Raw genomic sequence first — 26593 nt, 5'->3', positions numbered from 1 at the left:
GCCGGACTCCGTCAATCCCACATTTTCCGCAGCTTCGCGGCGATTTCGAGCTTCGCCTGCGCTGCCGCAGCCAGCCCGGCTGCGGTCGGCGCGGCAGGCTCGGGAATGCGCGGCCACGCGTAGGCGTCGAAGAGCGGCATCAGATGCGCCGGAATGAAGCGGGTGCGCGACGCCCAGACGTGCCGGTCGCCCAGATGCGTCTGGTTGTGCACATAGAAACGCTGCGGCACGACGATGTGCAGGTCTTCTCTGGCACGCGTCATTGCGACGTAGAGCAGGCGCCGCTCTTCGTCGATCTCCTCTTCGCTGCCGGTACCGAGATCCGACGGAATGCAGCCGTCCACACCGTTCAGCACGAACACGTTGCGCCACTCCAGGCCTTTGGCCGAATGGATCGTCGACAGGATCAGATAGTCCTCGTCCAGTAGCGGAACGCCGGACTCGTCGCTGGTGGCATCGGGGGGGTCGAGCGTCAATTCGGTCAGGAAGCGCTCGCGCGACGCATAAGTGCCCGCGATGCTCTCCATTTGCAGCAGGTCGGCATGCCGGATGGCGGCGTCCTCGTGATTGCGTTCGAGGTGAGGCTCGTACCAGCGGCGGATCAGCTCGAACTCGGCGGGCCACGGCGAGTCGGCGCCGCAGACCCGCGACATCAGCGCGACAAACGGCTGCCAGTCTTCCAGCGCCCGGGCTGGCGGCGCGAATCCGGCCAGTACGGTGGACGCGTTTGCAACGGTGCGACGTGCGGCATCAAGGGCATTAGGCGCAGCGCCGTCCTCCTCATTACCGGCCGCATCATCTCCACCCAGTGTCACACCCGTATGCGCCGCGATCTGATCCAGCACGCGCGCGGCCGTAGCCGGCCCCACGCCCGGCAGCAGTTGCATGACCCGAAAACCGGCCACGCGATCGCGCGGATTCTGCGCCCAGCGCAACACGGCGAGGACGTCTTTCACGTGCACTGAATCGAGAAACTTGAGCCCGCCAAACTTGACGAACGGAATGTTGCGCCGGGTCAGTTCGATCTCCAGCGCGGCGCTGTGATGAGCCGCCCGAAACAGCACCGCCTGCGCCTTCAGCTTCATCCCGGCTTCGCGTGCTTCAAGCACCTGCTCGACCACGTACCGCGCCTGATCGGCTTCATCTGCGACGGTTACGAGACGCGGCCGCTGCGCCGAGGCCTGATCGGTCCAGAGATTCTTCGTGAACCGCTCCGAGGCGAGTTCGATCACTGCGTTCGACGCAGCCAGAATCGGCTGCGTGGAGCGGTAGTTGCGCTCCAGCGTGACCTGCTTTGCGGGCGGGTCGAAGTGCGTGGGAAAGTCGAGAATGTTGCGCACCGTCGCACCGCGAAACGAGTAGATGGACTGCGCGTCGTCACCCACTACGGTCAGGCCGCGCCCGTCCGGCTTCAGTGCGAGCAGGATCGACGCCTGCAGGCGGTTGGTGTCCTGATACTCGTCGACCAGCACGTGATCGAAGCGGCCGGACAGGTCTGCGGCAATCGTGGGTTGCTGCGCCATCAACGACCAGTACAGCAGCAGATCGTCGTAGTCGAGCACGCTCTGTTTCTGCTTGGCCTCCACGTAGCTGGCGAACAGCACGCGCAGATCCGCCTCCCATTCGCGGCACCACGGAAACGCGCCGTTCAGCACCTCGGCAAGCGCCGCGCCGGTGTTCACCACGCGCGAGTAAATCGCAAAGCAGGTGCCCTTGGACGGAAAACGCCGCTCTTTCGCTGAAAACCCCAGTTCATGCCGCACGAGGTTCATCAGATCCGCGGAATCTTCCCGGTCGTTGATCGTGAAGGTCGGAGCGAGGCCGATCAGATCGGCATATTCGCGTAACAGCCGCGCACCGATTCCGTGAAAGGTGCCCGACCAGGTAAGCCCCTGTGCCACCGAAGCGCGGCTGCCGAGTGCGTGCGTGGCGATACGCGTAACCCGGCGCGTCATCTCCTGTGCCGCGCGCCGCGAGAAGGTCAGCAGCAGGATGCGGCGCGGATCGGCGCCCTTGACCACCAGATTCGCTACCCGATGCGCGAGCGTATTGGTCTTGCCCGAACCCGCCCCGGCAATTACCAGCAATGCCCCGGGCAGCTGCGTGAGCGTGCCCGTGCCGTATTCGACGGCTTCGCGCTGCGCGTCGTTCAGCTTCGCCAGCCAGGCGGCAGTGTCAGGCGGCGAGGACGGCGCGCTCGGCGCGGAGTCGGCAACGGAGAGCACAGTGGTCGGGATCGTCAGATGGAAACGTGGCAAGGGACGGCAGCGCCGCATACTGTATATCCATACAACCCTTCACGACAAGCGCCCTTTTTAGATACACCCGACCGGCGCAGCCACCTCGCCGCAACGCCTATTCCTTCCTGGCGTCTTTTTCCTTCGCGTCTGCGGCTGCCTTATCGGCATCGGCCTGGGCGTCGGTTTTGGACTTGTCGGCCTTCGCCTGGGCGACGTCCGCCTTCTTGTTCGCCTTGGCCTGCTCCTTCGCGGCCTTCTTGTCCGCGTGGGTCGGCTCGGTCGAACCCGAGTCGGTCTGCGCAAAGGCAACCGCCGACAAACAGCCTGCGATCAATGCAACGGCAATTCTGCTAACTGACTGGTTCATGCATAACCTCCGTGATGGCCGCGGATGAGTGACTCGCCACCGCGCAGCCGCTAGCTGCCTGCGCCGCCAGCGGTTGCGCGCGCAACATCAATGCCTGGTGTCAGCCGAGTCGTCCTGCTGGGCCGACTGCCCTTGCATGTTCATCTTCATTTCGTTGCTGGCTGCTTCCTTGTCGGCCTTCTTGTTCAGTTTGGCGTCGCTGACCTGCTGCTTGTATTGCGATCTGGCCGCCGCCTGCTGTTGCTTCAACTGCTCCTTCGAGGCTTTCTTCGACGCGCTGTACTCCGCATTGGCCTTCGCATTGGCGTCGCGCTTTTGCACCAGCGGATCGGTCGAGCCGCTGGCCGTCAGGCGTTGGGGCGTCGGCGTCACCGGTTGAACGCCTTGCGCGGCGGGAGCGGCGTTATCCGCATTTGGCATCTCAGCCGGCGCCATTTGCTGCTGGCCCGCAGCGCCGGCATCCGGTTGCGTCATGGTCTGCGCGAAGGCGCTGCTCGCGCTGAGCGCAGCAGCAGTCAGGGCGGTACCGATCAGGAGCGAACGAATCTGGGTCATAGCAATCCTCTCTAAAATGGTTGTCAGAACCAGGCGCCGTGCGCGAACCGCGTGCGCACGAGTGAGACTCTCCCGGTCTGTCTATGGCCCACTGCAAAATGCAGCAGACTTCTTCTGCGAACTGATACTTTACGAGCACATTTCGCGAGAAACGCTCGCTGTTACGGAACGTTTCATTTTCTGACAGTCAGATAACATCTACTTTCAGCGACTTGAGGGCGATACAGGCCAAACTTCTGGCTTATGATGCGAACCCTTTCTTTGCACGCGCAATCGCCATGCCCAACCTCGATTTCACGCTGACCGGCGACTACGTCGAACTGCACAATCTCCTGAAGATTACGGGACTCGCCGACAGCGGCGGCTCGGCGAAAGTGATCGTGGCATCGGGCGCGGTGACGGTGGACGGGCAGGTCGAACTGCGTAAAACCTGCAAAATCCGCGCGGGACAGGTCGTGCTGCTTGGCGATACCCGTATCGCCGTTCACGAGGCGTAGTGCCCACAAAGCACTCGGCATAAGACGCCGTTCGGCGGCGCCAAAAATCCGCACCAAGAATGTGCTTACAGATCGACAACAGGTCGCCCACACAATAAGCTGTCTGTTTTGACAGAAGACGGCGCGGCTTTGCCCGCGCCGTTACTCGTTCATGACCCAATCCGGCTTTTCCCGGCTGACCGGCCGGCCGCCTACGTTGTCCCGCCACGCTGCCGACACCGCCCGCCTCGCTGCTCCGCTTGCCATCGCCCAGCTGTCGCAGATGGCCATGGGCGTCACCGACACGATCCTGCTCGGCTCGCTCGGCCCCGACGCGCTCGCCGCGTGCGGCCTCGGCGCGAACCTGTTCTTCGTGGTCGTCACCCTGCTGCAGGGCGTGCTCACCTCCGTCAGCGTGAGCGTCTCGCACGCGCGCGGCGCGCAGGCGGAGGACCGCGTGCCGCATATCTACTGGACCGGCTTCGTGATGTCGCTGCTGCTGGCGGTGCCGGCATTCGCGCTACTGTCGTTCGCCACGCCGGTCCTGCTGGCTTTCGGCGAGCCGGCGCTGCTCGCGCACAACGTCGGCGAGTACACGGCCATCCTGCGCTGGGGCGCGCTCGGCAGCCTGATCGGCATTGGCTTGATGCGCTCGTTCCTGCCCGCCATCGGCGCGGCGAAACGGTTGCTGTGGGTGTCTATCGTCGGCGTGTTCATCAATGGTTTTCTGAACTACGGCATGATTCACGGCGCGTATGGTTTGCCGCACCTCGGCTTTCTGGGCTCGGCCGCGGCCACCACGATCACCGTCTGGATCACCGCGCTCGTGCTGATGGCCTGGCTGCATCTGCGGCCGCGTTATCGCCACTTTGTCACCGCGACACGGCCGAAATTGCCACTGCTGGGCGAACTGTTCGGCATCGGCTGGCCAGTGGCCATTACGTACGGCGTCGAATCGACGCTGTTTCTGGCCACCGGACTGATGGTCGGCGTGCTCGGCGAGTCGCAACTTGCTGCACACCAGATCGCGCTGAACGTGGCGTCGGTCGCGTTCATGGTGCCGCTCGCCATCGGTCAGGCCGCCAATGTGCGGGTCGGCTTCTGGTCGGGCGCCGGGCAGCCGCTCGCCGCGCGTCACGCGGGCTTCGTGGCCCTCGCGCTCGGCGTCGCCTTCATGACGCTGTCGGGGCTCGTGCTGATCCTCGCTCCGCACTGGATCGTCGGTCTGTATCTGCATCTCGACGATCCGGCCAACGCGGCCACCGTCGCGCTCGCCAGTTCGCTGCTGGGCGTGGCGGCCATCTTCCAGATCGTCGATGGCATGCAGACGGTCTGCTCGGGATGTCTGCGCGGTCTGAAGGACACCCGGGTGCCCATGCTGGTGGCGGCCTTCGGCTATTGGGGCATTGGCTTCCCGACCGGCTACACGCTCGCGTTTCACTTCGGTCTGGGCGCACGCGGCTTGTGGTGGGGTCTTGCCGCGGGACTCGCGAGCGTCGCCTTGCTGATGACGCTGCGTTTTCACCGCCTCAGTTTGCGCCGTGCCGCGCCGGCTCCGGTGGCCTCCGCTTGAGGCGGCGGCACGCGGCGACGCTCAAAACACTTTCAAGGACTCTCTCATGCTTGCCCGGGTTACCCGTCTGTTTCCACTGTGGGCCGTGCTGGTTTCGCTGGCCGCCTATTTCTCGCCGGCCTCCTTCGGCTTTATCGCGCCGCACGTCACGACGCTGCTGACCATCATCATGCTGGCGATGGGCGTCACGCTTTCCATCGCCGATTTCAAGCGCGTCTTCACGCGGCCCGCGCCGGTCGTCGCCGGCATCGTGCTGCACTATCTGGTGATGCCGCTCGCCGCGTGGGCCATCGCCAGAGTGCTGCACATGCCGCCCGACCTGACGGCCGGCATGGTGCTGGTGGGCAGCGTCGCCAGCGGCACCGCGTCGAACGTGATGATCTATCTGGCGCGCGGCGACGTCGCGTTGTCGGTGACCATCAGCGCGCTGTCGACGCTGGTGGGCGTGTTCGCCACGCCGCTCCTCACGCGCCTCTATGTGGACGCGTCGATTGCCGTCGACGTGCACGGCATGCTGATGAGCATCCTCGAGATCGTCGCGCTGCCCATCGTGGTGGGCCTCGCGATCAATCATCTGTTCGGCAAACTGGTGCGCAAGGTCGAGCCGCTGCTGCCGCTGGTTTCGATGATCGCGATTCTGCTGATCATTTCCGCTGTCGTGGGCGGCACGCAAAAGAGCATTGCGTCCGTGGGTCTCGTGGTGATGCTCGGCGTCGTGCTGCACAACGGCATCGGACTGCTCGGCGGCTATTGGGGCGGCCGCCTGCTCGGCTTCGACGAGGCGGTGTGCCGCACGCTCGCCATCGAAGTGGGCATGCAAAACTCCGGTCTCGCCGCGACGCTCGGCAAGCTGTATTTCAGCCCGCTCGCTGCACTGCCCGGCGCGCTATTCTCGGTCTGGCACAACCTGTCGGGATCGCTGCTCGCGGGTTACTGGGCGGGACGTCCGGCGCAAGGCTCCACGCATTCAGGGAGCGCCGCGCCCCTCAACCCCGAGCGCGGCTGATGCCGGAGCGGCGCGCCACAGGAAAGGCGCGAGCAGCGTCATCAGCTCGCACCGCACCACGCAATGGTTCGGGGTACAGATAGTTTTACCCTGCTGCATCCGGTAGACGTTTCGTGCCGCCCTGAAACAACGCATGCAGGGCGAATTTCCGGTGCGCCGAGCAGCACCCGGCAGCCCGCGCCGAGGGCCGATGCCGCCGATTCCCCTTAGAATGCTTTCCACAACTGAGCGCATCGGCATCAGTTGCAATGCATCGGGGAAGATGCGCCCTGCAGTCGAATCCAGTGGAGGAACTAGCGTGCCGGCGTACAACAGCAACAACAACACCACGTCGCATCACAGTCAGGGTCCATCGCCAACGGAACGGCCCCGCGAAAGCAGCTGGCAGATCGGCTGGAGAACCGGCAAGCATTGCCTGCTGGTCGGTGCCGCTGCGGCACTTTTGACCGCCTGCGCGAGCCGGCCGCCCGCCAGCGCATTCGAGCGTCCGGTCACGCATGCGCTGCCCGCCTCCACCAGCACGCCGCTCAGTGCTGCCCTCGCCCCGCTGGAAACCGCGCATCCGGGTGAATCGGGCTTTCGTGTGCTGTCGAGCGGAACCGACGCACTGCAGATGCGCATCGCCCTCGCGCGCGCCGCGACGAAGACGCTCGACATGCAGTACTACATCGCCAACGAGGACACCACCGGCAAGCTGCTGCTCGGCGCCGCGCTCTATGCCGCGGATCACGGCGTGCGGGTGCGCATGCTGGTCGACGATCTGAACTTCAAGGACATCGACGACATCATGGCCAGTCTGAACTCGCATCCGAACATCGAGGTGCGCGTGTTCAATCCGTTCGGCAGTACGCATCGCAGCGTGTTCGAACGCACCACCGATGTCTTCACGAAGATCGACCGGTTCACGCGCCGCATGCACAACAAGGCGATGATCGCCGACAACCAGCTGGCGATTGTCGGCGGCCGCAATCTCGGCGACGAATACTTCAGCGCGAGCCCGACGCTGCAGTTCCGCGATCTCGACGTGCTGGCCGCGGGCCCGATCACATCCGAGGTCTCCGCCAGCTTCGACGAGTACTGGAGCAGCAGCGGCGCGTATCCGCTGCGGGCGCTGAATCATCAGCACTTCACGCAACAGGAACTGGACGATACTCGCGAGGCGCTGCGCACGCACTGGCGCACCAATGCCGATCCGTACAATGCCAGGCCGTTGAACGCGACGCCGCTCGCCACGCAGATCTCCAGCGACGAACTCGGCCTCACATGGGCGCCGGCCGAACTCAAGGTGGACTCACCAGGCAAGATCGACGCACCGTCACCGGATTACGTCAGCCCGCCGCTGCAGCGCCTCGTCGAACTGACGCACGAGGCACAGCAGGAATTCCTCATCGTCTCGCCCTATTTCGTGCCGCACGATGCCGGCGTCAAGGCTTTAGGCGAACTCACGCAGCGCGGCGTGCGCGTAGTGGTTCTGACCAATTCGCTGGCCGCCACCGACGCGGTCGCCGTGCAGGCCGGCTACAGCCCCTACCGCGTACCGTTGCTGCAAAACGGCGTCGAGCTCTACGAGTACAAGCCGCGCCAGGAAACCCGCGTCTCGGTGGCCGGCTCGGAATCGCGCGCGAGCTTGCATGCGAAGACCTACGTGATCGACCGCAAGATTCTGGTGATCGGTTCGATGAATCTCGACCCGCGCTCGGCGAATCTGAATACCGAACTGGCGCTCATCATTCACAGCCCGGTGCTCGCCGATCAGGTCGCGACGCTGTTCGGCCGCGCCACCACGCCAGAAGAAAGCTACCGTGTGACGCTCGCCACACCGCAACAGCTCGCGAACCTGAAGTACATCGGCGCGCCGCAGTCGCAGCTCGTCTGGACGGACGTCGAGGACCACCAGCAGCACGTCTACCACATCGATCCTCAAGCCGGTTTGTACCGAAACGTGCTGACAGGGATATTCTTGCTGTTGCCAGTTCAAGGGGAGCTTTGATGCGCGCCGCGCCACGATTGCGCACGCCATAGAAACGATGCAAAAAGATCGGAATCATCCAGTCAAACGGAGTTGAACCATGACCGAAAACGTACGAATGGAGCGTGACACGTTCGGCGAAATTGCCGTGCCGAACGCTCACCTTTGGGGCGCGCAGACGCAGCGCTCGCTGCAGAACTTCAAGATCTCGACCGAGAAGCAGTCGCCCGAACTGATTACGGCGCTGGCCGTCATCAAGCGTGCCGCCGCGGAGGTCAATCTGGGGCTCGGCGTGCTCGACGAAAGCAAGGCGAAAGCGATCATGCAGGCCGCCGACGAGATCATCGCCGGCAAGCATCCCGACGAATTTCCGCTGGCGGTCTGGCAAACCGGTTCCGGCACGCAGACCAACATGAACCTCAACGAGGTCATTGCCAACCGCGCAAGCGAACTGCTCGGCGGCGAGCGCGGCGAAGCGCGCAAGGTCCATCCGAACGACGACGTAAACCGCGGCCAATCGTCCAACGACGTGTTTCCGACCGCCATGCACGTGGCGGCGGCGGTGGGCATCGTCAAGCATCTGCTGCCCGCGCTGAAGACGCTGCGCGATACGCTCGACAGCAAGTCGAAAGCGTTTGCGGACATCGTCAAGATTGGCCGCACCCACCTGCAGGACGCGACGCCGCTCACGCTCGGCCAGGAATTCTCGGGTTATGTCGCGCAGCTCAATCACGGCATCGGTCACGTGGAAGCGAGCCTGCCACATCTGTACGAACTCGCGCAGGGCGGCACGGCGGTGGGCACGGGGCTCAATGCGCATCCGCAATTCGCCGACAAGGTCGCGGCGGCCATCGGCAAGCTGACCGGCGTGCCGTTCGTGTCGGCGCCAAACAAGTTCGAGGTGATGGCCGCAGCCGATGCGCTGGTGTTCGCGCACGGCGCGCTAAAGACGGTCGCCGCCAGCCTGATGAAAATCGCCAACGACGTGCGCTGGCTCGCCAGCGGCCCGCGCTGCGGGTTGGGCGAACTGTCGATCCCGGAGAACGAGCCGGGCAGCTCGATCATGCCGGGCAAGGTGAACCCGACCCAGTCTGAAGCACTGACCATGCTGTGCTGTCAGGTGTTCGGCAACGATGTCGCCGTGAACATCGGCGGCGCGAGCGGCAACTTCGAACTGAACGTGTTCCGTCCGATGATTGCGCACAATGTCCTGCAATCGATTCGTCTGCTGGCGGACGGCTTGCACAGCTTCAACGACAACTGCGCGGTAGGCATCGAGCCGAATCGTGAGCGCGTCGACCAGTTGCTCAATGAATCGCTGATGCTGGTGACGGCGCTCAATCCGCACATTGGCTACGACAAGGCCGCGAAGATCGCCAAGAAGGCGCACAAGGAAGGCACCACCCTGAAGGCCTCGGCGCTGGCGCTCGGTTTTGTCACCGAACAGCAGTTCGACGAGTGGGTGCGCCCGCATGACATGGTGGGCAACACGGGGCGCTGAACGGTGCTTCGAGCCCAGGCCTGAAGCACAGGCCGCGCCCCCACGCGGGCGCGGCTGTGCGGCGCTTAGATCTTTCCCTGCGCCACTTCTTCCGGCTTCAGTTCGACGATCGCGTCGAGCGCTTCCTTCACGTCCAGCGCGTAACGGGCGAGCCGCTTCTGCTCATCGGTCTGCGGCACGAACGACGGCACGGGCACCGGGCCGCCGTTTTCGTTCACGGCCACCATGACGATCAGGCAGTCCGTGGTCTGCAGCAGTTCGCCGCCCTTCGGATCGCCGGCCTGCACCGACACGTGGATATGCATGCTGGTGCGTCCGGTATGGACCACACGGGCGCGCAGTTCGACCAGATTGCCGACGAGGATCGGCCGGCGGAAGCGGATATTGCCGACGCTCACCGTCACGCAATAGCGTCCCGACCAGACCGCGGCGCATGCATAGGCGGTCTCGTCAATCCACTTCATCAGCGCGCCGCCGTGCACCTTGCCGCCGAAATTGACTGAGGTGGGCTCGGCGAGAAAGCGGAACGTAGTTTCAGAACGGTCCAGTGGTGCAGCGGCAGGGGTGCTCATCTTGACTCCGGTCAAACGTGTATCGAAAGGAGCCGATTATACGAGTGCAATCTTGACCGCGCAGCGGATTGCGATGCGGTAACTCTGTTCAAACCGCTGGCATCACGCCTGGTTTGCAGTCTGAAGCGTCGTTTCCGCAGAACCGAAGCGCTCCCGGTAATCCTGCGGCAGCACGCCGAAACGCCGCACGAAGGCGCGCCGCAGGTTCTGTTCGCTGCCAAAGCCGCATTCCACCGCAATCCGCTTGAGCGGGCGACGCGATTCGGCAAGGGAACGCGACGCCGCCTCCAGACGCAGCGCCGCCACCGTTTTGGCAGGCGTGCGGCCCACTTCGTCGACATAGCGTCGCGCGAAGGTGCGCGGGCTCATCTGGGTGCGCTCAGCCAGTCGCTCTACGGTGAGATCGTCGCGCAGGTTCTCCGCCATCCAGCTATGCAGGGCCTCGAACGGGCCGCCCGCCGAGGCCTGCGCGGCCAGCGCCGCGCTGAATTGCGACTGGCCGCCCGGCCGCTTCATGAAGACCACCAGCCGGCGCGCCGCCTGCATCGCCACCGCGTGGCCGACGTCCTCTTCAATCAACGCCAGCGCCAGGTCGATGCCGGCGGTCACGCCGGCCGAAGTCCATACGGCGCGGCCGTCACGCATATCGCGGATGAAAATCGGATCGGCATCGACGCGGACGTTGGGAAACCGCCGCGCGAGCTGCGCCGCGTCGCGCCAGTGCGTGGTCGCACGGCGGCCGTCCAGCAACCCGGCTGCCGCGAGATAAAACGCGCCGGTGCAGACCGAGCACACCCGCCGCACCTGCGGCGCGCGCCGCGCGAGCCACGCGACCAGTTCCGCTTGCAGGGGCGTCGCGTCATCGACCGGCACGCCGGGGACGATCAGCGTATCGATCGGCTCGTCGTCGAGCGCGTCCAGCCGCGTGGTCAGCACCGGCAAGCCGGGAAACGTCTGCAGGACTCCGCCGTCGACCGACGCAATGCTGGTGCGATACGCCACCGGCTGCGAGCGCGCCGCCTGAGGCGTGCCGGCCGCAAGCGTCAGCTCGGCGCGCCAGAATGCCTCCAGCGGCCCGCAGGCGTCGAGCAGCACGAGCTCCGGCGCGACCGCGAACACGACGTGACGCACGCGAGGCGCACTCGCGTCGACGGCACTCACGGGGCCGGTCGAAGACGAAGACGAAGACGAAGACGCGTTATCCAACGAAGCTGCCATAGACGCTATTCCTGGTTCCAATGCCGTGTTCATGCACGCTTGCCGAACGATCGCGTTGCTTCACGATACCCACGCCGGCTGTCGCGCACGCGACCAGGCGTAGCCGAGCGTGGCCATAGCGGCCAGCCCGAGCAGCGGGAAGATGGCGAGATTGATCGTCGTCCAGCCGAAGCGTGCGAGCAGTTGCCCGGCAAACAGCGAACCGAGTGCCGAAAACGCGAAGGTGGTGAATTCGCTGGTGGCCTGGGTCTTGGCCCGCTCAGCCGGCCGGTATGACTGCGACAGCAGTGTCGTGCCGCCGACGAACATGAAATTCCAACCCACGCCAAGGCAGGCGAGCGCCGCGTAGAAATGCGGCAAATCCGTCGAGCGCAACGCGAGTACCCCGCACAGCGCCGACAGCACGATGCCGCAGCCGATCACCCGCAACACGCCGAAGCGCTGGATCAGACGCGCCGAAAACAGCGATGGCGCGAACATGCCGACCAGATGCCACTGGATGATCTGCGCGCCGTCGCCGATCGTATGACCGCACGCCACCGCGGCAATCGGCGTCGCGGTCATCACGAACATCATCACCGCATAGCCGAGCGCGTTGTTGGCGAGTGCAGCGACGAAGACCGGCTGCCGCACGATCTGGCCGAGCGGGCGCGGCGCTTCGGCTGCAACGGCGGCGCTCGCGGCCGGCATCACGTCGCGGTAAGCGAAGGCCAGCAGCACCATCGAGATCAGACCCAGCGCCGTCACGAGCGCGTATGAGCCGGCGAACGCAACCGGCGCGAGCCAGTCCTTGCTCGACGCGGCCAGCCACGGTCCCAGCACGGCGGCGACTACACCGCCCGTCAGCACGGTGGAGATTGCGCGGCTCCTGGCCAACGGGCCGACCGCGTCGGCGGCAGCGAGGCGGTAATACTGGGCGAAGGCCTGAAACACGCCGACCGTCGCGGTGCCTGCGCAGAAAGCCCAGAAACTGTGATGGAAGATGGCCCACACGGAGATCGAACCGCCCAGCGCGCCCACGCCCGAGCCAAGCAGAAAGCCCGCGCGCCGGCCAATCCGGGCCATCAGGAACGAAGCGAAGACGGTGGTGAGCGCCGCGGCGACCGTGATCAATGAAAACGGCAGCGTGGCGAGGGCTTTGTTGGTGGCGAGCGTGTAGCCGACCAGACCGGTCAGCGTCAGATCGATCGAAACGGCCGAGGTGTACAGCGCCTGACAGACCGCCAGCACGCGCGCGCCGCGCCGGCCGTCAGGAGCGGGAACGCCGTAGTCGGCCGCGCCGGTGTGATGAGCGGAGGAAAGCACGGACGAAGACGGCATCGGTAAGCCTCGCTTGGCAAGAAGAACGAAGCCCTATCGTCACACGGGCAAGATTGGCAGGAATGACAATCGTGTATCAATTCCAGCCAAACGGCGAGCCGCCGCAGACCCGCCGCGCGTCACCGCGATCTAACACACTACGAGCAAACAGTCCGTCAGGCAGCGCACCTTCAACGTCATCGCAAATTGCGATCGTTCATTTGTGATACGAAATCCCTTCGTCGATCGTGCCGTACATCGTGATGCCGCTCGAATCGGCGCCTGGCGGTCCGGAACCACCCTGGGCGCAGGCGGCGCACAGCAGGACGGCGGCCGCAATGGCAAACAGGAGTTTCATGATGGTGCTTCTCATGAGGACGGGTTTTGATTCTAGCCTGGCCACCTGACGTGGCGCAGAGCCGCCTCCCGCATCGATGCGGCAGCCCGGCTGGCTGCATTCCACGCTTCACGCTACGCTGAAACATGGAATGCGCCATGCGGATAAAGTAGTGCTGTAATGAAACGTTGGCGTATGCCCATCAAGGAGCCTGTCATGTCCGCCCATCTACCTGATGAACAGAACCACTTTCCGGGCTTGAGCCGGATTGGCGCCCTGCTCGCCGATCCCGGCCGCGCCGCGATGCTGTGGGCGCTGATGGACGGCAGCGCGCGGCCGGCCGGCGAACTGACGCTGATTGCCGGGCTCTCGCCGTCTGCTGCCAGCGCGCACCTCGCGCGCCTCACGGATGGCGGCCTGCTCGCGCTCGAAGTGCGGGGGCGGCATCGCTATTTCCGCATCGCCTCGCCGGATATCGCCGCGTCCATCGAGGCGCTGGCCAATGTCGCGCAGGCGAGCGCGGCGCAACGGCCCATCCCGCGCCCGGCGCGTACCGTGCCGGTGGATATGCGTTATGCGCGCACCTGCTACGACCACATGGCGGGCGAGCTATCCGTGCAGCTGTTCGAACGGATGCTCAACCACAAGCTGCTGACGCTGCACGGCAACATGCTCGATGCAACGCCCGCCGGCGCGGCCCAGCTGGCCAGTTGGGGCATTGATGTCGCCGCCCAGCAAAGCCGTCGGCGGCGCTTCGCCTGCACCTGCCCGGACTGGAGCGAACGGCGTCCGCATCTGGGCGGCGCGCTCGGCGCGGCGCTGCTCGACGCGTGGTCGTCGCACGGTTGGGTCGAGCGCACCGAGCGCCCCCGCATCCTGAGAATCACGCCGGCGGGGCATCGTCAGTTCGACGCTTTTCTGACGAATTAAGCGCCGCGAGACGCGCGAGATTTGCCTGAAGGCGGCCGGCATGGCGCCCATTTCTACGACGAAACGGGTCGCCAAACATTTTTTGTTACACGCGAGGTAAGGCGGCTTACAAATGTCGATGCCTTGAAACAGGCGCCAAAGGTACAGTGGTTTCACGGATGCAAACCGATTCGTGTCCGCCCGAGAGACAACATGAAACCGCTCATCACACAAAAACATTTGCTGGGTTATTCGATCAGCCGCGCCACGGGTTTGACACTCATCGCCGCGGCCGCATTGACGCTGGCTGCTCAGGCAGCCGTCGCCCAGGAGGCGCCGCCCGACAACCCGCCTGCCGCCACGCAGAACACCGGCAATACCGATCCGCCGGGGCGCGTCGCGCGTCTGAACTACACCCAAGGCGCCGTGACGACCGAGCCGGCCGGAGCCACCGACTGGGCCTACGCACAGATCAACCGCCCGCTCACTACCGGCGACCAGCTGTGGAACGACCAGAATGCGCGCTCGGAGATGCATATCGGTTCGACAGCGGTGCGTCTGGGTCAAGCGACCAGCCTCGACATCCTCAATCTCGACGACAACACCGCGCAGCTGAAAGTCGCGCAAGGCACGCTGTCGGCCCGCGTGCGCGAACTCCCGCCGGGCTCGTCGTATGAAATCGACACGCCGAACCTGGCGCTCGGCCTGAACGGCCCGGGCGACTATCGCGTCGACGTCGCGCCCGACGGCAGCAGCACGACCGTGACGGTGCGCAGCGGCAGCGCCACGGTGTATGGCGACAACGGCCAGGTGCCGGTGGCCGAGGGCCAGCAGATCCGCTTCGAGGGCACCAACCTGCAACAGGCCGCCGACAACGGCGCGCCGGGCCTCGACGGCTTCGATCAATGGGCTGCCAGCCGCGACGCCGCCGAAGACCGCTCGGTCTCGGCACGCTATGTGTCGCGCGACGTGCCCGGCTACGAGGATCTCGACGCGAACGGCACCTGGCGCAGCAGCCCGCAATACGGCGAGGTGTGGACGCCGAATGCGGTGCCGGCCGGCTGGGCGCCCTATCACGACGGCCACTGGGTGTGGCAGGCGCCTTGGGGCTGGACCTGGGTCGACGATGCACCGTGGGGCTTCGCGCCTTACCACTACGGCCGCTGGGCCTACGTCGAGGATTCGTGGGCGTGGGTGCCGGGCCCGGTGGTCGTCAGCGAGCCGCCGGTGTATGCGCCCGCCCTGGTTGCTTTCGTAGGCGGTGGTGACGGCGGCGGTGGCGTCAACTGGGGCGTGAGCCTTGCGGTGGGAGGGATTGCCGCGGCGGGCGTCGCGTGGTTCCCGCTCGGCCCGGGCGAGGCGTGTCAGCCGCGCTGGGGCGGCGGCTGGAGTCCGCGCTACTACGAGCGCCTGAACCGCGCCTCGGTCGTCAACAGCTACAACCACAACGTGAACATCACGAACATCAATGTTCACAACACCTATATCAACTACCGTGCACCCGGCGGCGTCACCGCCGTGCCGGCAACCGCCTTCGTGCATGGGCAGCCGGTTGGCCGCTTCGCGCAGAAGGTCGACCCGCAGCAATGGCGCAATGCGCGGATCAACCCGGGCGGTCCGGGGCTCGCGCCGGTCCGTCAAAGCTTCGCGCCCGGCCTGCGCAATGCGAGCTACCGTCCTCCCGCCGCGACAATGGGGCGCCCGGTCGTGGCGACGCGCAATCCGGCCGTGCCGGCCGCCTATCACGACACGCTGGCCCAGCGCTTTGCGCAAGGCGGTGGCCGCGTGCCGGGCGCGGGCGACCCGATCGTCCGTACGTCAGTACCCGCGCATTTCGCCGGCGCGCAGCAGCCGCATGGCGCACCGGCGACGGGCATGGCGAACGTGCGAGTCGTGCAATCGCATGTGCCCGGCATGATGCCGGGGGCTGCACCACACATCGCTCAGGGCGCCGGCCAGCGGCCCGGCGAAGCGGCGCCGAACGGCGCGCAGACCGCGCAGCGCGGCATGCCGGAACAGGCGCGCCCGGGAATGCCCCCGCAGATGGGTAATCCGATGCCCAATCAGATGGCAAACCAGCGCCCGCAGCCAAACGGCGGTGTGCCGCGTCCACCGCAAGCGACAGGCGCGAATCCGAACGGCTTCGCGCAGCGTGGCGGACCTTCGCCGAATGGCCAGCAGGCTGCCGCGCAACCCGGGCACGAACCGGCGTGGACGCAGCCTCACGCGCCCATGGCGCAGCAAGCGGAGGCGCGTGGCGAGCCGCAGCAGGCGGCCGGCCATCAGCCGTTCGCGCCGCAACCTGGCCAGCCGCAGAACCGGCCGCAGCCTGCGGGCCTGGCTGCGGAGCCGGCGCATGAGGCGCCCCGCCCGCAGCAGCCAGTCGCGCGTCAGCCTGAACCCATGCAGCAGCAGGCTCCGCGCGAGCCGCAGATGCAGGCGCAGGCTCAGCCCCAGCCGCGCGTGCCGGAGTCTCACCCGCAGCCGGCCCAGCAGGCGCCACGGCCGGAAATGCGGCCGCAGCAGCAGGCACGCCAGGAAATTCATCCGCAGCCGGTTCAGCAGGCGCCGCGGCCGGAATTCCACCCGCAGCCCCAGGCGCAGCCACGTCAGGAGGCCCGTCCCCCGCAGCAGGCGCAGGAGCCCCGCCCTCAGCCGCGTCCGCCGCAGCAGGCTCAGCAACCGCGCCAGCAGCCTCAGCAGCCTCAGCAGCATTCGAACAATGGGCACGACGAGCATCGCAAGGGTTGATAACCGCAGACCCATCTGCGCTTATCAAAGCAAAAAGCCCGCGCATCGGATGAGGCCTACCCGTGCCACAAAGATGTTGGCAAACGGGCAAGCCTGGTAATGACTGCGAGCCTCGAAGAGGCTCGCTTTTTTTGCGGCCATTGAAAGCCGATACGAGCCTGGGCCAGGCGGTGTCGAGCGCTGCTGCGCCCGCGATTGCGGAGCTGCTCGGCGTCGAAGAAAGAAAGGTCATGCAGCGGCGCCGCACCCTCAACATTGCAAAGCTCTTTGGCTTGTCATAAAGGGCTCGACGCCTTTCTTGTCGGTGCTGGCTAAGTCGTACTTCGCGCGAAGACCAGGAGCAAACTGTAGTTACCTTTATCCGCCGCACGTAAGGCGGTTAGGTAATCCGACCGGGCGTTATCCGCTTTAACCAAGGTCCCGCCGCCGCCCCACGAAAAAGCCTCTTGTTTCATGCTGCGCAAGAGCGCGTCAGCCATCATTCGTGAGTGTCGACCGTTACCGTTTGGGAAGGGATGAATCCACACCAGCTCGCGGTGAAATCGTGCGGCGATCTCATCGGGCGGGAATGTGCCGTTGTCGACCCACCACTGCGTGTTACCGAAAAGGTTTCTCAGTTTGACGCTGACTTGCGTCCAGTCACATCCGATGTTCTTGTCGGACTTGCGGAACATGCCCGCCCACGACCAGGTCTGGTCGAACATTTTCTTGTGAAGGTTGCGACAGAACGCTTCACTGAGGACTTCGACCTTCCGTTGGCGCCGAACCCATTGCACGGCTTGCAGGATGTTCTCCTGCTCCCAGTCATTCAGTTCGCCCTTGGTGGTCAGGTGCGCCGGTAGCAGCCCTGCAAGCTCGTCGGGGTCGAGCGGTGTCTGGCCGTCCTGCTCGTCTAAATCTATCGCCATAGGTCGGACCAGCGGCCCCGGAGCAGTTCCGCCGTTCTCTGCTCAACCTGTTTGCGAAGCCGGTCGGTTGCCGGGCGTTGGTCTTCCAGACTCATGGTGTGCGCAACCCCACTCACCTCCTGCAGGGCGATTGAGCGCGCCCGGTCTTCGACCACTTGAGTCAGTGGCTTTCTGGGCACCAGAGCATAGACCAGCTCGCAGTCCAGCCCGTCAGCCAGTTTGCGCAGTTGCCCGAGCGTGATTCGGTCCTCGGCTTCCGCCAACTCCGACTTGTGCAGGGTCGAACCGGTCATGCCTAATCTGTCGGCTTGCTGCCGCTCGGTGAGCCCTAACGACTCGCGGATGGCCTTCAGCCATCCACGCGGCGGGCGCCGACGGTTGGTCAAATCCGAGTACGCCGCGACCGACGCCTGAACCTGTTGAAGCCGGAGCTGCCTCATTCTGGAATCCATTCTGCTGGCCTATAGGCTATCAAAAACACAACAAATGCTAGCCTATAGGGAAGCAACTATCAAGTTTTCGCTTCATCAAAGTGAATCAAATAGATACGTTTTGCGTCGGCATAGTGACTCAAAGTTGTGGTTTTTCGCTTCATTATGAGAAAGCATCAAATACGGTGATGCTTCACTATAGGGAACCAGAGTTCACATGATTGCCGCATTTTGCAGAAGCAAGTGTCTCTAATGTGCGGTATTGCAAGCCAGCGACTGCGAAACAGTTCGCTTCGAATGTCGGTCGCCCTGTCCGACAAAAGAATGCCCGCGAGAAAATCTCTCCGGCAAGAAAAAGACCCGCAGTCCTCTTTGGGGACGCGGGTCTCAGCGGTAACCGGCTCAAAAGCGAGCAGCGTTGAGGTACCGGTAGCAGATCACGCGCGGGCTTTTCTGTCGCACCAGCCGGCTGTGATCTGGCGGCCAGGCCGCCTGCGGATCAAACCGCCATGGGTGCGGTCAGCGGCTCATGGTGACGATAGCCGACCAGCGAGAAATCCGACGGCTCGATCTTTTCCAGCCATTCCGGTTCGTAGATGCCGGTTTGCGCATAGTCCGGCACCCGCTCCGAGATGGCGAGGCGCGGGCTTTCGTATGGCTCACGGGTGAGTTGCCGCTGCAGCATGTCGAGCTGGTTTTCGTAGATGTGCGCGTCGCCGATGAAATACGTGAACCAGCGCGGCGTATAGCCCGTCAGGCGCCCGACCAGATGCAGCAGGGCCGCGCCTTCGGTCAGGTTGAACGGCGTGCCGAGACCCACGTCGTTGCTGCGAATGTAGAGACACAGCGAGATCTCTTTGCGCGCCGCGTTCGGCAGGAACTGATACAGCAAATGACACGCAGGCAACGCGATCTGGTCGAGCACGGCCGGATTCCAGGCATGAAACAGGATGCGGCGGTCCGACGGGTTCTGCATGATCGTGTCGAGGCATTGCCGCAGCTGGTCGATCGACTTGTACAGCAGCACTTTGCGGGCGCCGTCTTCGTCGAATTCGGTGACCACCTGGTAGCCGCGCCCGGTCGCATCCGCAAGCTGCGCGGCGGCCGTCGCATCCAGCACCTTGTAGGCGGGCCACTTGCGCCATTGCACGCCGTACACGTCGCCGAGGTCGTCAGGCCCCTCACGATACGGGTTCGCGAGCCATTGCGGATTCTGGTTAGCGTTCGCGTCCCACACCTTGCAGCCCAGATCGCGAAAGTCCGCCGCGCTGCGCGAGGCGCGCAGGAAGCCCACCAGCTCGCCAATCGCCGATTTGAACGCGAGCTTTTTCGTGGTGACGGCGGGGAAGCCCTGCTGCAGATCGAAGCGCAACATCGCGCCCGGCATACTGATGGTGCGGATGCCGGTGCGGTTTTCCTGCCACGTGCCGGTATCGAGAATCGATTGGACGAGGTCGAGGTATTGTTTCATTCGGGTTCCTTCGGCCCGGCGCGCGGTGCCTGGGCGAGTTCGCGGAAAAACCCGATTTTAGCAAGCGCGGACGGCTCTCGTCCGAGCCGACTTTTTATGGGCAAAAAGCAACGGCGGTGAAATCCTGCCAGCCGCTCCGCAGGATCACCGCCGCTGCATTTCAAGCTTCGCTGACTTCTCCACCGTTTCAATCAGGTGTCTCAAATGTGAGGCACCGAAGCCGGCTCCCCATGCGGGACGATCGGCTCGCCTTCCATGTGGCGCATGCCGTGTGCGCACAACAGCCGGTACAGCGTCACACGCGAGATACCAAGCTCCTGCGCGGCATCGCCGAGACGCCCGCGGTGGCGCAACAGCGCCAGTTCGATCGCCTGCCGCTCGGCCGCCTCGCGCGCCTGCGCGAGCGACACGGGCACGATTTCCACGTACTCCGCGAGTTCGAGGTCGCGGGCCGTAATGGCCCGCCCTTCCGACATCACGATGGCGCGCCGCACCCGGTTGATCAGCTCGCGCACGTTGCCCGGCCAGCTGTAGTTGTGCAGCGCTGCGATCGCGTCCGGCGCGAAGCCGCGCAGACGGCGGCTCGCATCTTTCCTGAAGCGCTCGAGCATGTGCCGTGCGAGTAATTCGATATCCTTGCCACGCGCGCGTAAAGGCGGCTCGTCGATCTGCAGCACGCACAGGCGGTGGTACAGGTCGGAGCGGAAGCGTCCTTCGATCATCGCCGTGTTCATATCCACGTGCGTGGCCGAAATGATGCGCACGTCGACGTCGATGGAGCCGTGGCCGCCCAGTCTTTCGACCTTGCGCTCCTGCAGGAAGCGCAGCAGGCTCGCCTGGCTTTCGAGCGGCAGATCGCCGATTTCATCGAGAAATAGCGTGCCGCCATTCGCGGCTTCGACCCGGCCGATCTTGCGCTGGTTGGCGCCGGTAAACGCGCCGCGCTCATAGCCGAACAATTCGGATTGCAGCAGATGCGGCGGAATCGCGCCGCAATTGATTGGGACAAACGGCGCGTTGCGGCGCGCCGAGCGTTCGTGGATGGCCACGGCTGTCAGTTCTTTGCCGGTCCCGGATTCGCCCGAAATGAATACCGGCGCGTCGGTCATCGCGACCTTGCGGATGGAGCGGAACAGCGCCAGCATCGCGTCGCACGAGCCGACCATCTCGCCTTCGGTGCCGCCCGGCGTACCGTCGTTCGACGCAGGCTCACCCAATGAAATCATGCCGTATGCATGGCCGACCGAATCGACGATGCGATCGCCGGAAAGCGGTACGGTGACGTAATCGAAACAGTAGTCGCGCACGAGCCGGCGCAAAGCGGCGTCCTGCAATTGGCCGGGCGTGGTTGCGGCGACCCAGCCGACGTTCGGCATCGTCAGACACGATTCGAACGCAGCGATTTCATGCGGCTGGAAATGGCTGGACAAGTCAAGCAAGCCGCCCGCTGCCATTCCGGCGCGAACAGCACGGCGCACATCGCGCGCCGACCCCACGACTTCGACTTGCCAGCCACGCTGGTGAAACCTGGTATTCAATTCCGCGCTTGGATCGCGCGAAACGTAAATCAGTTGCCGCGTTGCGGGTTCCATTATTCAGATCCTCTCGTCAACGAACGTTAAGGATGACGGCACGCACCTGAACAAGTTTCAGACACGTTGACTCAGTCCGGGATTCGCGCAAAGCAAAAAACCGAACGGCCATTCCATTCCGTGCGGACAGCTGATCCCCGAAAAGCGGCGTGTGTGCTTGAGACGGCCCAGCTTCAGGCTTTTTTTAAATGTGACTCTCTTTTCGAGAGCTTACTATACGCGCGCCGCTTCGAAAACAATTATGCGAATTTAATCGGCACTCCACCGCCCAGCAAGGCTGGGCGGGCGATCCAGAAGTCTGCGTATTCTGCTTAAAACGTTTCCAGACGCACCGGGTTAGCGAGAACCCTTACTCTTCGTGTACTGGCTCTAAATGCGAATTTTCGGTATTTCCTTCCTCCCGTTTCAGGCCTGAAACGTTTTTGCCGGATTTTTCTCTATTTGCTCATCAGTAGTGGCGCTAGATCCAGTCACATCAATGGATTGCGCGTCATGGCACACGTTTCGCTAAAAGTCTCGCACCAAGGAGATACACCATGCGACTCGTTTTCCGCATCCACTTGCGCCTTACTCCGCCTCATACCGCGCTGAGCGCCGCCGTCATTCTGGGCGCCTTGAGCGCCGGCGTGAATGCGCAAGAACCAGTCTCGGCAAGTTCCACCGGCGCCGGGTCCGCCGCCCTCGCGAGCACGTCGCCCGCAGCGGCGGCAGCCCAGGACCCGGTGGCCGGGAACAGTGACGCCGCCGCCGACACGCAGGACGCGTCCGCTCAGGCCGGCGAACTGGCGGCCGCCGCGCTCAGCATTTCCGCCGACACCGCCTCCAGTAGTGATCAGGCGCTCGACGACCAGGTGCTCTCGCGTCAACGCGGCGGCTTTAGCGGCATGTTGATGGTGGCCGCGACGCCGCAGCTGATGCGCGGCACCGGCAGCGGCGGCAACGGCGTGACGTTGTGGGACGAAATTGCGCCGCCCTCGCCGCTGCCGGTTCCGATCGACGCTGCGCGGACCGCGCAGGACAACGTCGCGAACTACCAGAGAAAGTAATCGAACCGCGGCCCGCGTGCACCTCACGCGCAAACGCAACGACAACACAACAACGACGGCAACCACGCAAGCGCCAGCAAGGAACTGAAATGACCGCCTCAACCCAGATGCCGCGTAGCGGCCGGCCACTGATCGCACTGCTCGGCATGCTGTTCGGAGTACTTGCCATTAGCGCCAGTGCGAATGTCAAGGCGCAGGTGGTGAATCCAGGCGACATCATCGTCGAGCGCCAGATCACGCCGCGTGATGCGTTCGACGCGGTGCCGAAGAGCCAGGATCCGGTGCTCGTGCGCGCCACCACGTTCCCGGCCAACACCTTCAATCCGTCGATGGCGCAAGTCGTCACCGACACCGATCTGACCAACGCGCACGGCTCTAGCGGCGTGGCAAGCAACGGCGCGCTGAACGGCACCGGAATGCAGGCCGTCACGCAGATCCTGAGCGGCAACGCGACCGGCAGCAACATCGCCCTGAACGCGGGCAGCATCGGCCAACCGGCGGCCGGCATCGGCGGCACGATCTCGTCGTCGGTCACGGGCGCGCTGGCGCCGCTGTCGACCGCCCTCGGCGGCGCCCTGGGAGGCCTGAAATGAAGCCCTCCAGACTGCTTGCCTGCGCCTGCCTGAGCGGCATGACGCTCGCAGTGTCCAGCGCCTACGCACAGTCGGTGCCGCGCGTCGGTGGCGACGCGGCAATCTCGAGCGGCGTCGCGGTGGGCGCAACCGGCGCGATCACCGTCAACGAGACGGCCGGCCTCAATAACGCGCAAGGCAATCAGTTGACGATTTCAACCGGTGGCCCGGTGCTCGACGACAACGCCAGCCTGCAAGGCGCGGCAGGCGCGGCGAAGGTGACGAACGCGCGCACGTCGATTCAAGGCAATGCATTTTCGAATACGTCCGGGGCGGTGATGGTGAACCAGTCCGCGGGCGCAGGGAATCTCCAGCGCAACAGCACCATGGTGGGTACTGCTGCACTGGGAGTCGAGACCGTCTCGGATGGGGATCTATCCGCGACGGCCGCGAGAAACGGCGGTCAGGGTCAATCGATCGGGGTTAGCGGCGTACGCGAGGCAGACATCTCCAACCAGGCCTTCAAGAACGTTAGCGGGATCGTGCAGATCAATCAGGCAGCCGGTGCCGGTAATGCCACGGCAAACAGTTTTGTGCTCCGTCCCCCGGCGGGCACTCTTTTTAACTGACCACACTTGTATCGGAGCGAAATCATGAAGCGCACTCTTATCGCAGCAGCAGTACTGGCCGTTGCCTCCAGCAGCGTATTCGCCCACGGCATGAAAGACCCGTACATCTTCAACGCCACGCTGGTCGGCGAAGAAGTCGGCATGGAAGGCTTCGTCACCCTGTGGGGCTGCGTGCACGTCTCGAGCAGCGCAGGCGCTGTCGTGAACAACACGCAAAACGTCTGGGCCAATGCCTCGATCAGCCCGAACGCACAAACCTACACGAGCGGCAAGGTCACGACGACGATCAACAACAACAGCTCGTCGATCCACAGCAACGGCTCGGCCTATGCACTGGTGACGAAGGGCGGCACGCAATCGGCGTGGGGTGCGCAAGCGTTCCAGGCTTCCGGCGGCTACGCGTATGGCAACCAGAGCAGCGCAGTCGCAGGCGGCGGCTATGAATATAGCCAGCAAGCCGCAGGCATTGCCGGCGACTTCACCCACAGCAGCCAGAACCAGGGCGGCCACATCGCCGCCGGCGGCAAGATTCAGGGCGGCTTCATCTACGGTGGCATCGTGACGCCGAACTTCGGCGTCGGCGGTCTTGCGGCGGAAGGCAGCCTGTCGGCCGGCTACAAGGAATCCAGCTATAGCAACACGGCCAACCTGGCCGGCGCCTTCGAAGCAACGGAAGGTTCGGGACAAGGCAAGGTCTGGGGCTTCCAGGCTAACCAGGGCTCCGGCTACGCAGCGGTCGGCGAAGAGTCTTCCGGCTACGAAACCAGCGGTTCCACCTCGACCCAGGGCGTCGCCGCGGTATGGGGCGTCAATGCAACCCAGACCACGACTGACGTGACGACCACCGGCTACGTGACGGAACACATCAACACGCAAAAGGCCGGCACGCTGACGGCAACGACCGGCACTGGCGTGGGCAACGGCGCATCGGGCAACGTCGGCATCAACATTGCGGAAGGCGTCGACAACGCCCAAAGCAACGATGCCTCGCTGGCTGCAATCGATGCCGGCAACGTGTTCGGCAACGCCCAGGTGTTCAACACGCAATCGTCGGGCGGCAAGGCGAAGATCGACAACTTCGTTGTGAACGCATCGATCGGCGACGGCTCGCTGCAAGGCGCGTCGGGCAACATCGGCGTGAACGTGGCAGCTGGTATCGGCAACGCGCAAAACAACAGCCTTGCCGCATCCACGACGACGGCATCGCGCAACGCCGGCTCAGTGGCGATGGTGGCAACCGACCAGAACAGCCAGTCGGCTAACCTGAACTTTAGCGGCAGCTTCGAAGGCACGGCGAATCTCGGCACCAACTCGCTGCAGTACTCGAGCGGCAACATTGGTGTGAACATCGCCGGCGGTGCGGGCAACCTGCAGCACAACGGCCTTGCCATCGCATCCTTGACGGTCAACAAGTAACAGCAGTATCGGGGCGGGACGCGCCGACGGCCTTCACGGCCGCCGGCGCGCAAGAACAGCAGGAGACCAGCATGTCCGGGTATAACAGGCTCCCGGCGTTACGGCTCGCCGTGACGCTGGCGGGGTTCACTTTGTGTGCGGTAAGCAACGCACAGTCGACCATCGATACGACTAATCTCGTTGGCGTTCCGCTGACCAAGAATATTCACTCGATGAAAGACATCCGCTATGGCCACATCGTCAACCAGCAATTCGACTACAGCTGCGGTGCGGCCGCACTCGCGACTCTCCTCAAATACGGCTATGGCATCGACATTCCGGAAACCGAACTGATTCGCCGGATGATGGTGTTCTCCACGCCCGAAGTGGTCGTCAAGAACGGCTTCTCGATGCTCGACATGAAGAAATTCGTCGAGACCATCGGGATGCACGGCCGCGGCTTTCGCGTCAACACGGAAGCGCTGTATCACCTGCAAGTCCCCGTCATGGTGCTGATGAACATCAACGGCTACGAGCACTTCGTGATCGTCAAGCACGCAGAGAATCACCGCATTTTCATTGCGGACCCTGCGCTCGGCAATCGCATCGTGCTGGAGGACGATTTCTCGAAGACCTGGAACGGTCTCGTGTTTGCGGTCCTCGGCAAACCCTTCAGGGAGGATTCCCCGCTGTTGCAAGGTAACGAGTCGCTGGCCCTCAAGCTGCGTGAAAACGCGCTGCAAAACGGCACCGCGGCGACTCCTTTTGTGGAGTACGGCTTGATCAAGGCAGAACTCTTCTGACCCAAACATGAAACGCCACCTCTCACAATTGGGCCTCGCGTTGTGCGCCACGATGTGCGGCCTTTCAAGCGGCGCATTCGCCGCTGAGATCACCGGCTTGCCACCGGTGCCCGAGTTTCTGTCGACACGCAATCTCGCACCGCAGACGCTGCAGGTGCAGGCTGTCGACGACGACGTACTAGGACAACAGACCGGCAAATATGCCGGCGGATCAATGATCTCCGGGTTCGTGCTGAACCTGATTTCGCAATGGCAACTGCCGAACGGCGCCACCGCGCTCGCCCAAGGCACGCTGTCCGCCGTGCAGAACGCAGCCGGCCAGATCGCCGCCACGGTCAACACGCTGGCGCAGGTGACCAACGGCAACGGCGGCAACAACGGCGCCAATCCGAACGCCATCACGACGGGCGGACAGGGCATCGCGGTGAACGGCGTGTCGCAGGTCACGCAGGTCGCCGGCAATAACAACCTCGGCAGCAACGCCGCGCAGATCGACTTCAGCAACACGCCCGTGGTTCTAGCAGGCGGCAACGCGCCGAGCGCCGCCGCCGCCAATTCGACCGGCTCCATCAAAGCCGGCATCACGTTCGGCAGCAACGGCGTGACCGTGGCATTGCAGACGCCGGCGGGACTGGCGACGCAAACCATCACGCCCAACAACGCGCAGATTGCCCAGTTGCTGCAGATCACCGGCAATAGCCAGCAGGTCGCCAACCAGTTGCAGTTGCATTTGCAGACGCAGCAAATGTCGGCCGCCATGGTGCGTCAGCTGGGCGTGCTGCAAGGACTGCAGAACAGCGCGAGCTCGCGGAGATGAGAGGACGTTCAGGTAGCACATAGGCGGTACATGAGCAGCAGATAAGCACCAGATAAGCGGTACATAAGCCGCAGACAAGCGGCACATAAGCAGCACATAAGCCGCGCAAAAAAGCAGCCAGCAACGGGGCAAAGAAGCAGATGCAGCAACAAGGAG

Annotated in this window: 24 protein-coding genes; 13 read left to right on the top strand and 11 right to left on the bottom strand. The window is 64.2% G+C overall.

The window, feature by feature from the left end:
- Positions 1 to 11 precede the first annotated feature (11 nt).
- From VGH41_RS03365 to VGH41_RS03355, 3 genes are all read right to left on the bottom strand, one after another.
- Positions 12 to 2276, bottom strand: coding sequence for an ATP-dependent helicase (locus tag VGH41_RS03365; RefSeq protein ID WP_331595926.1), 2265 nt, complete (start codon positions 2274 to 2276; stop codon positions 12 to 14).
- A gap of 79 nt (positions 2277 to 2355) precedes the next feature.
- Positions 2356 to 2607 (bottom strand): hypothetical protein, encoded by a 252-nt coding sequence (locus VGH41_RS03360; protein ID WP_331595925.1) that lies wholly within the window; start codon positions 2605 to 2607, stop codon positions 2356 to 2358.
- An 87-nt stretch (positions 2608 to 2694) separates the two neighbouring features.
- Positions 2695 to 3162, bottom strand: coding sequence for a hypothetical protein (locus VGH41_RS03355; RefSeq protein ID WP_331595924.1), 468 nt, complete (start codon positions 3160 to 3162; stop codon positions 2695 to 2697).
- A gap of 278 nt (positions 3163 to 3440) precedes the next feature.
- Between VGH41_RS03355 and VGH41_RS03350 the strand changes: the two genes are divergently transcribed.
- The 5 genes from VGH41_RS03350 (at position 3441) to fumC (ending at position 9687) form a co-directional block, all read left to right on the top strand.
- Positions 3441 to 3659, top strand: a complete 219-nt coding sequence (locus VGH41_RS03350) for an RNA-binding S4 domain-containing protein (RefSeq protein ID WP_331595923.1) — start codon at positions 3441 to 3443, stop codon at positions 3657 to 3659.
- A 151-nt stretch (positions 3660 to 3810) separates the two neighbouring features.
- Positions 3811 to 5211 (top strand): MATE family efflux transporter, encoded by a 1401-nt coding sequence (locus VGH41_RS03345; protein WP_331595922.1) that lies wholly within the window; start codon positions 3811 to 3813, stop codon positions 5209 to 5211.
- A gap of 46 nt (positions 5212 to 5257) precedes the next feature.
- Positions 5258 to 6217, top strand: a complete 960-nt coding sequence (gene panS / locus VGH41_RS03340) for a ketopantoate/pantoate/pantothenate transporter PanS (RefSeq protein ID WP_331595921.1) — start codon at positions 5258 to 5260, stop codon at positions 6215 to 6217.
- A gap of 388 nt (positions 6218 to 6605) precedes the next feature.
- A complete protein-coding gene (locus tag VGH41_RS03335; protein ID WP_414696596.1) occupies positions 6606 to 8207 on the top strand; it encodes a phospholipase D family protein in 1602 nt (533 codons plus the stop codon).
- A gap of 79 nt (positions 8208 to 8286) precedes the next feature.
- Positions 8287 to 9687: a class II fumarate hydratase gene (gene fumC / locus VGH41_RS03330; RefSeq protein ID WP_331595920.1), complete on the top strand. Its 1401-nt coding sequence runs from the start codon at positions 8287 to 8289 to the stop codon at positions 9685 to 9687.
- Between the two features lie 65 nt (positions 9688 to 9752).
- On the opposite strand, the gene VGH41_RS03325 is transcribed toward fumC, so the two are convergent.
- From VGH41_RS03325 to VGH41_RS03310, 4 genes are all read right to left on the bottom strand, one after another.
- Positions 9753 to 10259 carry an acyl-CoA thioesterase gene (locus VGH41_RS03325; protein WP_331595919.1) on the bottom strand — a complete coding sequence of 169 codons (507 nt, stop codon included), beginning with the start codon at positions 10257 to 10259 and terminating at the stop codon, positions 9753 to 9755.
- Between the two features lie 102 nt (positions 10260 to 10361).
- Positions 10362 to 11477: a GlxA family transcriptional regulator gene (locus VGH41_RS03320; RefSeq protein WP_331595918.1), complete on the bottom strand. Its 1116-nt coding sequence runs from the start codon at positions 11475 to 11477 to the stop codon at positions 10362 to 10364.
- 60 nt (positions 11478 to 11537) lie between these two features.
- Positions 11538 to 12797 carry an MFS transporter gene (locus VGH41_RS03315; RefSeq protein ID WP_331595917.1) on the bottom strand — a complete coding sequence of 420 codons (1260 nt, stop codon included), beginning with the start codon at positions 12795 to 12797 and terminating at the stop codon, positions 11538 to 11540.
- Positions 12798 to 12993: 196 nt separating this feature from the next.
- Positions 12994 to 13134 (bottom strand): hypothetical protein, encoded by a 141-nt coding sequence (locus tag VGH41_RS03310; protein ID WP_331595916.1) that lies wholly within the window; start codon positions 13132 to 13134, stop codon positions 12994 to 12996.
- A 195-nt stretch (positions 13135 to 13329) separates the two neighbouring features.
- Between VGH41_RS03310 and VGH41_RS03305 the strand changes: the two genes are divergently transcribed.
- Positions 13330 to 14043 carry a helix-turn-helix transcriptional regulator gene (locus VGH41_RS03305; protein WP_331595915.1) on the top strand — a complete coding sequence of 238 codons (714 nt, stop codon included), beginning with the start codon at positions 13330 to 13332 and terminating at the stop codon, positions 14041 to 14043.
- 192 nt (positions 14044 to 14235) lie between these two features.
- Positions 14236 to 16773 carry a DUF6600 domain-containing protein gene (locus VGH41_RS03300; protein ID WP_331595914.1) on the top strand — a complete coding sequence of 846 codons (2538 nt, stop codon included), beginning with the start codon at positions 14236 to 14238 and terminating at the stop codon, positions 16771 to 16773.
- 311 nt (positions 16774 to 17084) lie between these two features.
- On the opposite strand, the gene VGH41_RS03295 is transcribed toward VGH41_RS03300, so the two are convergent.
- From VGH41_RS03295 to VGH41_RS03280, 4 genes are all read right to left on the bottom strand, one after another.
- A complete protein-coding gene (locus VGH41_RS03295; RefSeq protein WP_331595913.1) occupies positions 17085 to 17681 on the bottom strand; it encodes a mobile mystery protein B in 597 nt (198 codons plus the stop codon).
- Entirely contained in the window at positions 17672 to 18121 is a 450-nt protein-coding gene (locus VGH41_RS03290) for a mobile mystery protein A (RefSeq protein ID WP_331595912.1), read from the bottom strand. The genes VGH41_RS03295 and VGH41_RS03290 overlap by 10 nt, the downstream gene beginning before the upstream one ends.
- A gap of 490 nt (positions 18122 to 18611) precedes the next feature.
- The gene (locus VGH41_RS03285) at positions 18612 to 19583 is read right to left on the bottom strand and encodes a thymidylate synthase (RefSeq protein ID WP_331595911.1); all 972 of its coding nucleotides are present in this window, start codon (positions 19581 to 19583) and stop codon (positions 18612 to 18614) included.
- A 200-nt stretch (positions 19584 to 19783) separates the two neighbouring features.
- On the bottom strand, positions 19784 to 21175 hold the full coding sequence (locus VGH41_RS03280) for a sigma-54 dependent transcriptional regulator (protein ID WP_331595910.1): 1392 nt from the start codon (positions 21173 to 21175) through the stop codon (positions 19784 to 19786).
- A gap of 536 nt (positions 21176 to 21711) precedes the next feature.
- Between VGH41_RS03280 and VGH41_RS03275 the strand changes: the two genes are divergently transcribed.
- From VGH41_RS03275 to VGH41_RS03250, 6 genes are all read left to right on the top strand, one after another.
- Positions 21712 to 22221, top strand: coding sequence for a hypothetical protein (locus tag VGH41_RS03275; protein WP_331595909.1), 510 nt, complete (start codon positions 21712 to 21714; stop codon positions 22219 to 22221).
- 146 nt (positions 22222 to 22367) lie between these two features.
- Entirely contained in the window at positions 22368 to 22814 is a 447-nt protein-coding gene (locus VGH41_RS03270; RefSeq protein WP_414696595.1) for a hypothetical protein, read from the top strand.
- Positions 22811 to 23422 (top strand): hypothetical protein, encoded by a 612-nt coding sequence (locus VGH41_RS03265; RefSeq protein WP_414696594.1) that lies wholly within the window; start codon positions 22811 to 22813, stop codon positions 23420 to 23422. The genes VGH41_RS03270 and VGH41_RS03265 overlap by 4 nt, the downstream gene beginning before the upstream one ends.
- Before the next feature lie 24 nt (positions 23423 to 23446).
- The gene (locus tag VGH41_RS03260; protein WP_331595907.1) at positions 23447 to 24838 is read left to right on the top strand and encodes a hypothetical protein; all 1392 of its coding nucleotides are present in this window, start codon (positions 23447 to 23449) and stop codon (positions 24836 to 24838) included.
- 71 nt (positions 24839 to 24909) lie between these two features.
- A complete protein-coding gene (locus tag VGH41_RS03255) occupies positions 24910 to 25620 on the top strand; it encodes a C39 family peptidase (protein ID WP_331595906.1) in 711 nt (236 codons plus the stop codon).
- Between the two features lie 7 nt (positions 25621 to 25627).
- Entirely contained in the window at positions 25628 to 26437 is an 810-nt protein-coding gene (locus VGH41_RS03250) for a peptidase C39 (RefSeq protein ID WP_331595905.1), read from the top strand.
- Positions 26438 to 26593 lie beyond the last annotated feature (156 nt).

Origin of the sequence: Paraburkholderia sp. (assembly GCF_036488795.1) — a bacterium.
Classification (GTDB): Bacteria; Pseudomonadota; Gammaproteobacteria; order Burkholderiales; family Burkholderiaceae; genus Paraburkholderia.
The sequence above is the reverse complement of the archived record's forward strand: the minus strand, read 5'-3'. Positions and strand labels throughout refer to the sequence as shown.